The sequence below is a fragment of the Streptomyces profundus genome, assembly GCF_020740535.1.
GTDB lineage: Bacteria > Actinomycetota > Actinomycetes > Streptomycetales > Streptomycetaceae > Streptomyces > Streptomyces profundus.
The window spans coordinates 5696814-5708844 of the sequence record NZ_CP082362.1 but is presented as its reverse complement, the minus strand read 5'-3'; the positions used below and the strand labels follow the sequence as shown (position 1 = coordinate 5708844).

The 12031-nt window shown below is 73.3% G+C and carries 9 protein-coding genes; 2 read left to right on the top strand and 7 right to left on the bottom strand.

Going from position 1 to position 12031, the window contains the following annotated elements; all coding sequences use genetic code 11:
- Positions 1-219 precede the first annotated feature (219 nt).
- The 7 genes from mmuM to K4G22_RS25110 all read right to left on the bottom strand — a co-directional run bounded on the left by mmuM (position 220) and on the right by K4G22_RS25110 (position 9167).
- On the bottom strand, positions 220-1125 hold the full coding sequence (gene mmuM / locus K4G22_RS25140; protein WP_228082614.1) for a homocysteine S-methyltransferase: 906 nt from the start codon (positions 1123-1125) through the stop codon (positions 220-222).
- Positions 1126-1129: 4 nt separating this feature from the next.
- Positions 1130-2053, bottom strand: a complete 924-nt coding sequence (locus tag K4G22_RS25135) for an LLM class F420-dependent oxidoreductase (protein ID WP_228082613.1) — start codon at positions 2051-2053, stop codon at positions 1130-1132.
- Between the two features lie 361 nt (positions 2054-2414).
- On the bottom strand, positions 2415-5168 hold the full coding sequence (locus tag K4G22_RS25130) for an AfsR/SARP family transcriptional regulator (RefSeq protein WP_228082612.1): 2754 nt from the start codon (positions 5166-5168) through the stop codon (positions 2415-2417).
- Between the two features lie 125 nt (positions 5169-5293).
- Positions 5294-6562, bottom strand: coding sequence for an MFS transporter (locus K4G22_RS25125; protein ID WP_228082611.1), 1269 nt, complete (start codon positions 6560-6562; stop codon positions 5294-5296).
- 45 nt (positions 6563-6607) lie between these two features.
- The gene (locus tag K4G22_RS25120) at positions 6608-7603 is read right to left on the bottom strand and encodes an aldo/keto reductase (RefSeq protein ID WP_228082610.1); all 996 of its coding nucleotides are present in this window, start codon (positions 7601-7603) and stop codon (positions 6608-6610) included.
- A gap of 56 nt (positions 7604-7659) precedes the next feature.
- Positions 7660-8421 carry an IclR family transcriptional regulator gene (locus K4G22_RS25115; RefSeq protein WP_228082609.1) on the bottom strand — a complete coding sequence of 254 codons (762 nt, stop codon included), beginning with the start codon at positions 8419-8421 and terminating at the stop codon, positions 7660-7662.
- On the bottom strand, positions 8418-9167 hold the full coding sequence (locus K4G22_RS25110) for a thioesterase II family protein (protein WP_228082608.1): 750 nt from the start codon (positions 9165-9167) through the stop codon (positions 8418-8420). The genes K4G22_RS25115 and K4G22_RS25110 overlap by 4 nt, the downstream gene beginning before the upstream one ends.
- A gap of 1210 nt (positions 9168-10377) precedes the next feature.
- Between K4G22_RS25110 and K4G22_RS25105 the strand changes: the two genes are divergently transcribed.
- Both K4G22_RS25105 and K4G22_RS25100 read left to right on the top strand, forming a co-directional pair.
- Positions 10378-11115, top strand: a complete 738-nt coding sequence (locus tag K4G22_RS25105) for a helix-turn-helix transcriptional regulator (RefSeq protein WP_228082607.1) — start codon at positions 10378-10380, stop codon at positions 11113-11115.
- A gap of 33 nt (positions 11116-11148) precedes the next feature.
- The gene (locus K4G22_RS25100; RefSeq protein WP_228082606.1) at positions 11149-11958 is read left to right on the top strand and encodes a helix-turn-helix transcriptional regulator; all 810 of its coding nucleotides are present in this window, start codon (positions 11149-11151) and stop codon (positions 11956-11958) included.
- Positions 11959-12031: the final 73 nt, after the last annotated feature.

Here is a 12031-nt window from a genome sequence, read left to right as displayed (position 1 = left end):
GCATGTCCCAGCGCGCGGACGGGTGGGCGCCACGGCCTCCGCCCTGCACTGCGGAGGTGCGCCGCCCAGAGAATTGTGGCGCACTCCGCTCGAACACCGTGAGTATTCGGTCAACCCAACGACGTTGTGCGCCTCTTCAGCTACCGAACGTGAGGCTTAACGGTGGGGAATCCCGGGCGTTTCGACGGCCCCTGGCGCCGCGGGGAGATCGTCCGGATTTCAGGGGTGCAGCACCCGCGCCAGGGCCGCGACCCGGTCAGGGCCGACGCGGCAGCAGCCGCCGATCAGCCGGGCCCCCGCCGCCCGCCAGGCGCGGGCGTGGGACGGCTGGAACGTGGCCCGGCCGTCCCAACGGCCGTGCGCGGCGTCCCAGTTCTCGCCCGAGTTGGGGTAGGCGACCACCGGTTTCCCGGTGACGGCGGCGGCCGTCGCGACGGCGGGGGCGACGTCCTCGGGCCGGCAGCAGTTGACGCCGACGGCGACGATCTCCGGCGCCTCGGCCGCCACGGCGAACGCCTCGGCCAGCGGCTGCCCGGCGCGGGTGCGGGCCCCCGCCACCGTGTAGGAGAGCCAGGCCGGGACCCCGCAGCCGGCGACCACCCGCAGCAGGGCCTCGGCCTCCGTGCTGTCGGGAACGGTCTCCAGGGCCAGCAGATCGGGCTCGCCGGCCAGCAGCGCCGCCACCCTCGGCGCGTGGAAACGCGCCAACTCGGCGACCGAGAGGCCGTAGTCGCCCCGGTACTCGCCGCCGTCGGCGGCCACCGCCCCATAGGGGCCGACCGAGCCGGCCACCCAGGCGTCCCTGCCCTCGCGGACGATCGCCGCCCTGGCCAGCCGCACGCTGTCCCCGATCAGCCGGGCCGCCGCCACCGGGCCCACCCCCCGGCCCGCGAAGCCGCCGAGGGATGCCTGGTAGCTGGCCGTGGTCACCACCTGGGCGCCGGCCCGCAGATAGGCGGCGTGCGCGGCGATCAGCCGCTCGGGATCATCGGCCAACAGCCGGGCCGTCCACAGCGGATCGGTCAGGTCGCTGCCGAGCGCGGCGAGCGGGACCGAGAGCCCACCGTCCAGCAGCAGCGTCCCCGACGCCGGGGTGTCCCGCTGGAGCGGTGCGGCGGCCGGCATCGGCTCAGTCCAGCTGGGAGCCGACCTGGGAGGCGATCAGCTCCAGGTGGTCGAGGTCGTCCAGATCCAGGATCTGGAAGTAGACCCGCTGGCAGCCCGCCTCCCGGTAGACGCCGATCCTCTCGACCACCTCGGCCGGCGTGCCGGCCAGGCCGTTCTCGCGCAGCTCGTCGGCGTCCCGGCCGATGGCGGCGGCCCGGCGGGCCACCTCGGCGTCCGTCCGGCCCACGCAGGCCACCAGCGCGTTGGAGTAGACCAGCTCGTCCGGCTTGCGGCCCGCCTCCTCGGCGGCGGCCCTGACCAGGGCGAACTGCTCGGCGCTTGCCGCCGCGGACTGGAACGGGATGTTGAACTCGTCGGCGTACCTCGCCGCGAGCCTGGGCGTGCGGACCTTGCCCATGCCGCCGACCAGCACCGGCACCCGGTCCTGCACCGGCTTGGGCAGCGCCGGCGAGTCCGTCAGCTGGTAGTGCTCGCCGTCGAAGGAGAACGTCTCCCCCACCGGCGTCCCCCAGAGCCCGGTGACGATGGCCAGCTGCTCCTCAAGGCGGGGGAACTTCTCCTTGGGGAACGGGATGCCGTAGGCCGTGTGCTCCTCGGCGAACCAGCCGGCGCCCAGGCCGAGTTCGACCCGCCCGCCGGACATGGCGTCGACCTGCGCGACCTGGATGGCCAGCACACCCGGCAGCCGGAAGGTACCGGCCGTCATCAGCGTGCCGAGCCGGATCCGGCTGGTCTCCCTGGCCAGGCCGGCCAGCGTCACCCAGGCGTCGGTGGGCCCGGGCAGCGGATCGCCGTCGCCCATCCGCAGATAGTGGTCGGAGCGGAAGAAGGCGTCGAAGCCGAGCTGCTCGGTGGCCTGGGCCACCGCCAACAGCGTCTCGTAGCTGGCGCCCTGCTGCGGTTCGGTGAAGATACGAAGATCCATGGTCCTATTCTGCGCCTCGCCCCCGCCTGGAGCGTGTCCGCCCCGGCCCGTCGGCCGGCGCCAGGACTGCGGCACCGCGAACGGGGTAGGCCGTACCGCGAGCCGTTCGCCCTGGTCACCGGGGAGAGGCCGGCCGGCTCCTGGAGGGTTCCGGGGAGGTGGACGGTGGCCGGCCAGGGCGCGTCGCTCGGCTGGCCGCCGGCCCGGGCGCTGAGCAGGGTGTCCAGGTCGAGCTGGCCCGGGTCGCCGATGCCCAGCGGGCCGGGCGGTGCGTCGGCGCCGCGAGCGAGGTAGGGGCCATCCGCGGCGGCCCCACAGGGTCAAGCCCATCCGGGTGTCGACGAACGGGACGTCGTCGCCCTCAGCCGGTGAGATAGCGATCGGTGATTCGCACCCGCAAGTGGCTGTTCTCACGGCTGTTGAGGTCCTCGATCACGGCCTTGGCCTGCATCTCCTCGACATGCGCGCTCTCCTCCCTCCCGAGACCGCGCAACGCCTCGGCGCGCCAGGTGCGCTGCTGGGCGGCGACAAACGGGTCGAACGGCTGCTCCGCCGCGTGCGCCATGCCGCGGTCGCTCCAGCGCTCCGCCTCCTCGTACTCCGCGACCTCCAGGTAGTACTCGGTCAGCACGCCGGCCGCCATGGTGCGCTCGTAGGGCACGTGGGCCGAGGCGTAGTTGTCCAGCAGGATGCCGAGGGCCGTGGCGTGGTCCCCCAGATAGAGGTGGCAGCGCGCCAGGTTGTTGGTCAGCTGGATGCGGAACGCCTCCTGGCCCTCGTGGAGGATCTCGGTCAGCGTCTCCTCGGCGAGGGCCTTCGCCTCCTCAAGCCGCCCGATCGACCCCAGGCAGGGCACCAGGTTGGCCGTGAGGGCCAGCGCCTCCGAGGTCTCGCCCAGCGAGCGGAACAGCTTGATCCCCCAGCGCAGCAGCTCGGCGCCGCGCAGCCCCTCGCCCTGCTGCCCCCACATCTTGCCCAGCTGCCCCAGCGCCACCGCCTCGGCGAACCGGTCGTCCCGCCGGCGGGCGATGGTCAACGTCAGCTCGCAGAGCCGGCGTTGGGCGCCCCAGGCGAGCCGGGTGCCGAAGTACGTCTCCAGCGCCCTGGCGCTCTGGAGGGCGAAGTCCGAGAGCGGGACACCGCCCAGCTCGTCACCCCCGTCGAACTCAGGGGCCGACAGCTGCTCGGCCAGCGCCAGCACGTCCTCCATCATCTCGTCCGCCCAGGGCAGCGCCTCGTCCACCGAGGTGAACAGCCGCCCGGCCGGGAAGCGGTCGGCGCCCTCGCGATAGCGGACGCGGTAGTTCTTGGGCAGCGCCAACGGCTGGTTCAGCCGGTAGAGCGAGCCCACGTACCAGTTGGCCAGCGCGGCGAGCCGGGCGACCAGCCACTCCTCCGGCATCCTGGCCGCCTGCCAACCGGCCGCCGAACGCACCAGATCGTGCAGGGTGTACACCTCGGGGCGCGGGCTGTCGGCGATCCGCGCGTCGGTCAGCCGGTCGAGCGCCGCGCCCGCCTCCCGCGCCGTGCTGCCCACCATCGCCGCCACCGAACCGGGCGAGTAGGAGCGCACCACCGAGGCGCCGAGCGCCGGGAAGATCTCGGTGGCCAGCCGCTCGTCGGCGGGCGAACCAGCGGCGAGCTGGTCGATGCTGACCATCAGGCTGGCCCGCAGATCGAGGTCGTCCGCCATCAACTCGTCCATCCGGCGCCGCTCGTCGCGCAGCCGCTCGAGGAAGTCCGCCACCCGCCAGTGCGGGCGGGCCGCCATCCGGGTCGCGATGATCCGCAGCGCCAACGGCAACCTGCCGCAGAGCCGCGCCAGCTCGGCCCACTCGTCGGCGTCGCCCCGGTCGTCCGCCGCGCCGGCGATGGCCCGCACCATGGTGGTGGCCTCGCCGGTGCTCAGCGCTTCCAGATGCAGCCGGTGGCCCGCGATCGCGCCGGCGAGCAGCGAACGGCTGGTGACCAGCGCCGCCGCCCCCGCCTCCGTGGGCAGCAGCGGCGCGACCTGCGCCGAGTCCATCGCGTTGTCCAACAGCAGCAGCACCCGCCGCCCGGCCAGCTCCCGCTGGTACACGCCGACGACCTCGGAGTCCTGCGGCATCTCCTTGCCCGGACGCCCCATCGCCGCCAGCAGCACCTGGCACGCCTGACCGACGGCGAGCGGCGCGTTCCTCGGATCGGCCCCGCGCAGATCCACGTAGAGCAGCCCGTCGGGGAAGCGGTCCACCAACTCGCGGGCCACCCGCACCGCGAGCGTCGACTTGCCCACGCCGCCCGAGCCGTCGATCAGGCAGACCGTCGGCGCGGCCGACGCGTCGGTGAGCCAGCGTCTGAGTCGGCCGGACTCCACCGCCCTGGCCACGAACGTGCCGATGCCCGCCGGCAGCCCCACCGCAGGGCCCGGCTCGTCCGGCGCCGAGGCCAACTCGGCCAGCTCGGCGAACTCGCCCGAGCCCCACCCGCGGTCGTGGTCGGGACCTGCCTCGGCATCCTCCAGGCGCTCCAGCTCCTCGATGGCCGTCCACTCGGAGGGGTCGGGCGGCACCGCGCTGGCGCGGCTCTCCGGGCACGAAACGGGGGAACGTTCGCCGCCCGCCGGCCGTTCGACGGCCAGCCGCAGCTCGGAGCGCCGCTCCAGCACGGCCAGCCACAGCCGGCGCAGCCGCAGCCGCTCGGTGGAGCGCAGCGGGCAGTCGGGCAGCCCCATCAGCGGGTTGCCCGTCCACAGCGGCAGCACCCGCTCCAGCGCGGCCAACGCCGCCTCGGGCCCTGCCAGCGCCGGCGTCCCGGCCTGTTCGAGCGCCCTGGTGAACCGCCCCAGATCGGTCTGCTCGGGCGTGATGTCCAGCAGATAGCCGCCCGGCACCGTGCGGATCGCGCCCTCGGGCAACACCCGGCGCAGCCTGGCCACCTGGCCGCGCAGCCGGCTGGCCGCCGCTGCCGAGGCCCGGGGCCCCCACAGCCGCGCCACCACCTCGCTCGTGCGCACCGGTTCGCCCGGGCGCAGCGCCAATGCGGCGAGCGTGGCACAGGTCAACGGCGCCGTGATCGGCAGCGCGGCACCGTCGTCGTCCAGCACCCGCACCACGCCAAGGAGCCGGATGTCCAAGGCAACCCCCAACGAGAACTCGCCACCGACTCGGCACGGCCGATGGCTCACTGACCCCCGTCAACGTCCTCTTCAGAGCTGCGATCCTCGCACGCCCGTGGACTGGTGAAAAGCCACCCCGCCCCCTACTTCGGCCCTGGTGCCGCCTCCCGCTCGGCCTCGGCCATCCGCCGCTCGGTGACGAAGCGGCAGCCGACGAGCAGCGCGAGGGTCAGCAGCGCCATCGACGCGAAGACGGCGGGCAGCCCGAACAGGTGCGCCACCAGGCCGCCGACGCCGGCGCCCAGCGGGCCGACACCCCACGCGAGGAGGCGATAGCCGCTGTTGACCCGCCCGAGCAGCCGGTCGGGGGTGATCCGCTGCCGCAGCGACACCGTGATCACGTTCCACAGCACGATCCCGAAGCCGCCGACGAAGAACCCGACCGCGATCGCGATCGGATCGCTGGTCACCGCGGGGATACCGAGCAACACCGCGCACGAGACGACGGTCAGCGGCAGCGAACGCCCCCGGCCGATCCGGCGCTCGATCCGCTCCGCGACCAACGAGCCGACCAGGCCCCCCGCCGCGGCGGCGGTGAACAGCAGGCCGAACGCGGGCTCGGAGAGCCCCATCGACGAGTCAGGGCCGACGGCGAACAGCACGAAGACGGCGAACACCGCGTTGGTGGCGAAGTTGAACACCCCGGTCATGATCGCCAGCGCCCGCAACAGCCGGTGCCGCCACAGGAAGCGCAGCCCCTCGGCGATATCGGCGCGGAGCGTGGTCCGCTCCTCGCGCGCGACCCGGAAGCGGCCGGGCACCAGCAGCAGCGCCCCGACGGCCAGCGCCCACAGCGCCACCGGCGCGCTGAAGGTGAGCAGCAGGCCGGTGGCCGTCAGAAAGCCGGCCAGCGGCGGGCCGATGAACTCGCTCGCGGTCATCTCGGCCGCGTACAGCCGCCCGTTGGCCCTGGACAGCTGGGTACGGTCCACCACCTGCGGCACGATCGACTGGGCCGAGGTGTCGTACAGCGTCTCGGCGACCCCGATGCCGAACGCGACCGCGTAGAGCGCCCCGATGGACTCCACGTCCAGGGCCGTCGCCAGCACCAGGCCGCCGAGCAGCACGATCCGCGCCGCGTTGGCGGCGAGCATCACGCGCCGCCGGTCGAGACGGTCGGCGAGCGCCCCGGCCGGCAGCGCGAAGAGCAGCCACGGCAGCGCCAGCGTGACGGCGAGACCGGCGATCAGCGTCGGGGAGCGGGTCACCTGGATCGCCGCCAGCGGCAGCGCGACCCGCGCGATGCCGTCGGCCAGGTTCGACAGCCCGGAGGATGTCCAGAGCCGCCAGTAGGCGGCCCCCAACGGCGGCCGGGGCAAGGGCGGTTGGCCGGACACCGGGTCGCTCGACATGGGCCAAGACTTCCACGGCCCCCGACCGCCGGGCCAGCGGCCCGGTCAGCCGTCGACGAGGCGGAGGGAGTTGGCGTCGTAGCGGTTCCCGGCGATCCGCCCGGGCGGTGCGGCGGCCTCGATGGCGGCGCGCTCCTCGGGGGACAGCTCGACGGCCAACGCCGCCACGTTCTCGGCCAGATAGCGCTGCCGCCTGGTGCCGGGGATCGGCACGACGTCATCGCCGCCTTCGCCCTGGTGGTGCAGCCAGGCCAGCGCCAGCTGGCCGGCGGTGACGCCCTTCGCCTCGGCCAGCTCGTCGAGCCGCGCGACGATCGCCAGGTTCCGTTCGAGGTTGCCCTCGGCGAACCTCGGCTGGCCGCGCCGCAGATCGTTCTCGGCCAGCCCGTCGACGGAGCGGTAGCGGCCGGTCAGAAAGCCGCGGCCGAGCGGCGAGAAGGGAACGAGGCCGATGCCCAACGCGCGGCAGAGCGGGGCGATCTCCGCCTCCAGATCGCGGGTCCACAGCGACCACTCGCTCTGTAGCGCGGCGATCGGATGCACCGCGTGCGCCCGTCCGATGGTCGCCGCGCCCGCCTCCGAGAGCCCGAGGTGGCGGACCTTCCCCGCCCGCACCAACTCGGCCATGGCGCCCACCGTCTCCTCGATCGGCACCAGGGGATCGACCCGGTGCTGATAGTAGAGATCGATGTGGTCGACCCCGAGACGGCGCAGCGAGGCGTCGCACGCCTGCCGGACATAGGCGGCGTCGCCCCGGATCCTGGCGGGCTCGCCCAGGCGGTTGGCGAAGCCGAACTTGGTGGCCAGCACCGCCTCGTCGCGGCGCCCGGCGACCGCCCGGCCGACCAACTCCTCGTTGTGGCCGGCCCCGTAGAAGTCGGCCGTGTCCAGCAGGGTCACCCCGAGATCGAGGGCGCGCCGCACCGTGGCGATGGAGTCGCCGTCGTCCGACGCGCCATAGGCGTGGCTCATGCCCATGCACCCCAGGCCCTGAGCGGATACCGCCAGGGCGCCGAGCCGCCGGATGGGAACGTCGATCATGCCGCTGCCTCCTGGAAGTCGGGACCAGAACGCTAGGCGTTGAAGCGCGCTCCAGGTCAAGCCGTGGCCGTCTCCCCCGGGTAGGAGCCGACCAGCGCGTCGCCGATCCGCGCCGCGGTGTCGATGACCGCTCTGGTCAGCGCACGGGCCGGGCTGGCCGGCACCTCGACGGCGGTACCCGACACCACGACCGCGGCGACGACCCGTCCGCCGGCGGCCCGGCTCCACACCGGCGCCGCGACCGAACTGGCGGCGGGGACCAGCGGATCGGGGCCGTTCGCCCAGCCACGGCCCCGCACCCTGGCGAGCTGGGCGGCGGTGAACCTGGCGCCGCGCAGCCCCTCGTACAGCTCGTCCGGCTCCTCCCAGGCGAGCAGCACCTGGGCGGCGGGCCCGGCCCGCAGCGACCGCGCGGTGCCCGGCGGAACCCTCGGGGTCTCGGGCCGACCGCGCTCCGAGGAGGCCACGCACACGTTGAGGTCGCCCCGGCGCCTTACGAGCCGGGCGTCGAGACCCGTGTGGCCGGCCAGCTCGGCGAGCATCGGCTCGGCGAGGCGCGGCAGCCGGTCGCGGTGCGCCTCGACCGCCAGGCTGCCGAGCCGGGGCCCGAGCGCGAACCGGCCGGCCTCGTCCCGGGAGAACAGCCCGAGACGCTCCAGCGCCCTGGCGAGCCGGTGCACGGTGGGGCGGCTGAGGCCGCTGCGGGTGACCATCTCCGAGAGCGTCGCCGGCCGCCGCGCCACGACGCCCAGCAGCGTGGACGTCTTGTCCAGCACGCCGACCCCGCTGTTCGGCGGCGGGGAGGTCGCCGTGCTCACCGCCTCGGCACCAGACGCGCACGGATGTCGTCGATCAGCGGCTCCCGCTGGTCGAGCAGGTAGAAGTGGTCGCCGGGAAGCTCCAGGGAGTCGAAGCCGAGCGGGGCGAGATCCGCCCACCGCTCGACGGCCGCCCGGTCCACCTCGGGGTCGGCGTCGCCGACGTACCCGACCACCGGGCACGGCAACGGCACCCCCGGCCTGGCCCGGTAGGCGGCGACGGCGGCGAAGTCCGCCCGGATCGCGGGGAGCACGAGTTCCCGCAGGCCTGGCTCGTCGAAGAGCGACGCGTCGGTGCCGCCGAGCCGACGGACCTCGGCGACGACGCCCTCGTCGTCGAGCTCGTCGCGGGACGGGTCGACGGTGTGCGGCGGGCGGCGGCCCGACACCAGGAGCAGGCTCGGCGCGACCCCGTACCGCTCCACCAGGCGCAGCGTCAGCTCGTACCCGACCGAGGCCCCCATGCTGTGGCCGAAGACGGCCAGCGGCAGGTCCGTCCAGCCCTCGACGGCCTCGGCGAGGGCGTCGGCCAGCTCCTCCACGGTGCCCAGGCACGGCTCGGCAATCCGCTCCAGCCGGCCGGGGTAGCGGGCCACCAGCACCTCCACGTCAGGCCCGAAGGCGCTCCCCCAGGAGTGGAAGAAGCTGGCGGTCCCTCCGGCGTGCGGGAGGCAGAGCAGGCGCAGCCGGGGCACCCCCACCGGTGCGTATCGGCGCAACCAGCGGCTCTGGGTATCTACTGCCATGATGCTTCGGTCTCCTCGCTGGGGTGAGGGCGTCCCGGGGAGCGCGGGCCGGCCGGAGCCGCGCTCGGGCGGGGGCCGACCTGGCGCCGCGAGGATGACCGCTGTTCCGACGGGAACACCGCCGGCGCGGATGACTTCCATGAGACGGGAATGCCTTCTTGACGCCCATGCAACGGTGCGCGTGGGGTGCCGGGCAATGGTCTCTTCAGGAAGCTGCCACGTCGGAACGGCCGCCGGTGACTTCTCCCGTCGGGACAGCGGGACAAGGAGTTCCAACCGCTGGGAACGCCCCGCCGACGGCCGGGCGATGGAGCGGGCCGGCCGAGTTCGACTTCCGTCCGGTCCTCATCCGCTCACCCCCGTCTCGTCGGCCGCCGAGCGACGGGAATTCGCCGTCTTTCGCTCGCCATGGAGCCATGGCGCCACCGGGTACGACGTGACGCGGCGGTCAATCCGCTTTGCCCGATTCCTACAACCATCGGATCGGGCCCGAAACCCGGGAGTACCGACATCCAGACTGACGGTTCATCACATTGGAAGGGTTCATGTCAGGTTGAGCTTCGAGCGCGGAAGGAGAATCCGATGATTCCGCGAACGAGAGACCGAGGGACCCGTCGCCCCGCACCCGGGCCGCCGGACGAGGCAAGGTCCGGAACAGCTCGGGTCGCCGCCGGGACGACCGGCGCGGCTACGCTTTCGCGAACCATCGAACCGGTGATTCCCGGCGCCGGCCCCCTGCCGCACAGGCGCCTTGTTTCCGGGCAGAAGGCGGAAGAACCCGGCCACCACGCCTACGCATTCGCAAATTAACGTAAGCATTCCGGCGCCATCAATGGCAACTTGCTGCCAAGGAGGGAGCCGGAGCAACCCTGACCCGACCCGTTAGACTCACCTATCGTTCAGCCGTAGGGTCACGGCCGCCCCGGAGGGCACAGGGGCAGCGCTGGGCGACCTCGGGCCATCGACAGGCGAACATGACCACTTCGCAAAAGCTTGAGCGATAGACAAAGCAACTGCCGCACGCCGACAAACGTCCTGGGGTGCGATAAGGGCTTGACCGGGGAAGTCGCTCGCCAACATAGTCACGGCATATTCACGCCTGGGGGGGAACGTGGCCAAACTACTGGCAATGCCTGGGGAGTCCGCTATAAGAAGCGTCTCCACTGCCTCTGTGTCGCACACCGCACGCGCTGCCGGCACACACGAGGCCGTGGACAGCGTGGAGAGAAAGCTGCTCGAAGCGCACGCACTGGTGGACTCCATTGTCGCGACACACGCGGCGGCGGAGAAGCGACAGCCGGTGACGACGGTGGGCGACGACCACGGCTCCGTGCACGACGCCCTGACCACGTTGCTCGGCAGCGCCAAGTACGCGGTCGGCGTGATACTGCCGCACGGCGGCGAGCAGACCGAATCCGTCCTGGCGGCGATCCGCGACCACGGCGCGGACCGGCCGGCGTCCGTGATGCTGCGTCTGCTGTGCACCCCCGAGGTGCTCGACAGCACGGCCCTCGGGGAGCAGGCCCGGCGCGTCGACCGCTCGGCGGTGCGGGTCCTGGAGAGGGACGCCCACGCGGCGCTCATCGTCGACGGCCGCGTGGCCCTCACCTGGTCGGCCCGCTCCTCGCTCGACGGAGCGGCCACCCTGGTCACGGACCTGGCCACGGCCAAGGCACTGGACCTGCTCTTCGCCCGCGTATGGCGGACGGGGCGCCCGCTGGCGGAGTACCTGAGGACGCGGGAACGGCTGGACACCGACATGACGCGGCGCGTCCTGCTCTCCCTGCGGGCCGGGCACACCGACGCCGTGTCGGCGAGCGCGATGTCGGTGTCCCTGCGCACCTACCGACGACACGTGGCGAAGATCATGCGGGACATGGGGGCGGACTCCAGATTCCAAGCCGGCGTCCGAAGCGTCGAGTTGGGGCTGCTACCGGCCCGACGCTGAGGCGCTCGACCACACGAGACGGGAGGTCGTGGGTTGAAGAGATCGAACGGGCCGGGTTCGGAGCCACACCGTCCGTCCGGCCCCGGGGGTGCCGGCCGCGAACACACGCCCGACGAGCTCAAGCGCGAACTGCTGGCGCTCCGGTCCCTCATCGAGTCCACCGCGGTCAGGCACCGCGCGCGGTTCTCCCAGAGCACGCTGGTCGAGGAGCTGAGGCCGACGGAGGTCCACCCCACGATCCAGGCGCTGATCGGCGAGGCGACCACCACGCTTGAGGTGGCGCTGAGCGGCGACGCCGACTTCGCCGAAAGCGCCTACGACGCGCTGCGGAAGACACTCGGCGCGCGCGGTCACTCGGTGCACACCCGGCTGCTGTGCGGCGCGGCGTCGCTGGACGAGGCGTTCGTCCGCGACTCCCTGGCCGCCGGCCACGGGCTTGAGGTGCGCACCACCGAGATGCCGCCGCTGTCCACGGTCGTCCTCGACAGCTCGGTCGCCCTGGTGAGCGTGGGCACGGCCGGCGCCTCGCGGGCCTCGCTCATCAGGGCCGAGACCCCGCTGCGGGCCGTCCACACGCTCTACGACAACGTGTGGGGCTCCGCCACCCTCCTGACCAGGCGCATCCACTTCGGCGACGTGGCCAGGAGAGACACCGTCGGACAGGTGCTCAGGCGGTTACGCGACGGGGTGACGGACGAGGTGGCGGCCCGCGAGCTCGGCATGTCGGTCCGCACCTACCGGCGCTATGTCGCCGAGATCATGGCGCTGCTCGGCGCCGAGTCGCGCTTCCAAGCCGGCGTCTACGCGGCGGAGTTGGGCCTGTTGCCCACGCAGGACCGCTGACCGCGACGGCCGGTGTCGCCGGCGGGATGGCAGCAACCGGCCAGCGACCTTGTCCGCCCCGAGGCCGTTGACC

Coding starts and splice junctions, on each gene's coding strand:
- mmuM (WP_228082614.1), bottom strand. CDS start 1,125: ATGCCGGCCGCCGCACCGCTCCAGCGGGACACCCCGGCGTCGGGGACG.
- K4G22_RS25135 (WP_228082613.1), bottom strand. CDS start 2,053: ATGGATCTTCGTATCTTCACCGAACCGCAGCAGGGCGCCAGCTACGAG.
- K4G22_RS25125 (WP_228082611.1), bottom strand. CDS start 6,562: ATGTCGAGCGACCCGGTGTCCGGCCAACCGCCCTTGCCCCGGCCGCCG.
- K4G22_RS25120 (WP_228082610.1), bottom strand. CDS start 7,603: ATGATCGACGTTCCCATCCGGCGGCTCGGCGCCCTGGCGGTATCCGCT.
- K4G22_RS25110 (WP_228082608.1), bottom strand. CDS start 9,167: ATGGCAGTAGATACCCAGAGCCGCTGGTTGCGCCGATACGCACCGGTG.